Origin of the sequence: Halorubrum sp. SP3 (assembly GCF_005435195.1) — an archaeon.
Lineage (GTDB): Archaea > Halobacteriota > Halobacteria > Halobacteriales > Haloferacaceae > Halorubrum > Halorubrum sodomense.
This window is the reverse complement of sequence record NZ_SGTU01000513.1, coordinates 1-327: the sequence shown is the minus strand read 5'-3', so window position 1 is coordinate 327 and position 327 is coordinate 1. Positions and strand designations below refer to the sequence as shown.

1 protein-coding gene is annotated in these 327 nt (G+C 65.7%); it reads left to right on the top strand.

What is annotated here, in order from left to right:
• Positions 1 to 327, top strand: a 327-nt coding sequence (locus EXE42_RS17430; RefSeq protein ID WP_241988446.1) for an ABC transporter substrate-binding protein, incomplete at both ends; no start/stop codon positions are given.

Below are 327 nucleotides of genomic sequence, written 5' to 3'. Positions count from 1 at the left end.
CTCGCCGAGGAGACGGACATCGTGACCAACGTGCCGCCGAACGAGGTCTCCCGGGTGAACAGCTCGGACGTGGCGACGATCAACTCCGTGCCCAGCGCGCGGATCATCTTCCTCCAGATGCGGTACGACGTGGAGCCGTTCTCCAGCCAGCAGTTCCGGCAGGCGATGAACTACGCCGTCGACGTCGAGAGCATCATCGAGAACGTGCTCAACGGCTTCGGGAACATCACCGGCCAGCCGACGCTGGAGGGCCACGTCGGCTACAACCCCGACATCGACCCGTACCCGTACGACCCCGACGAGGCGGAGCGGCTCGTCGAGGAGTCC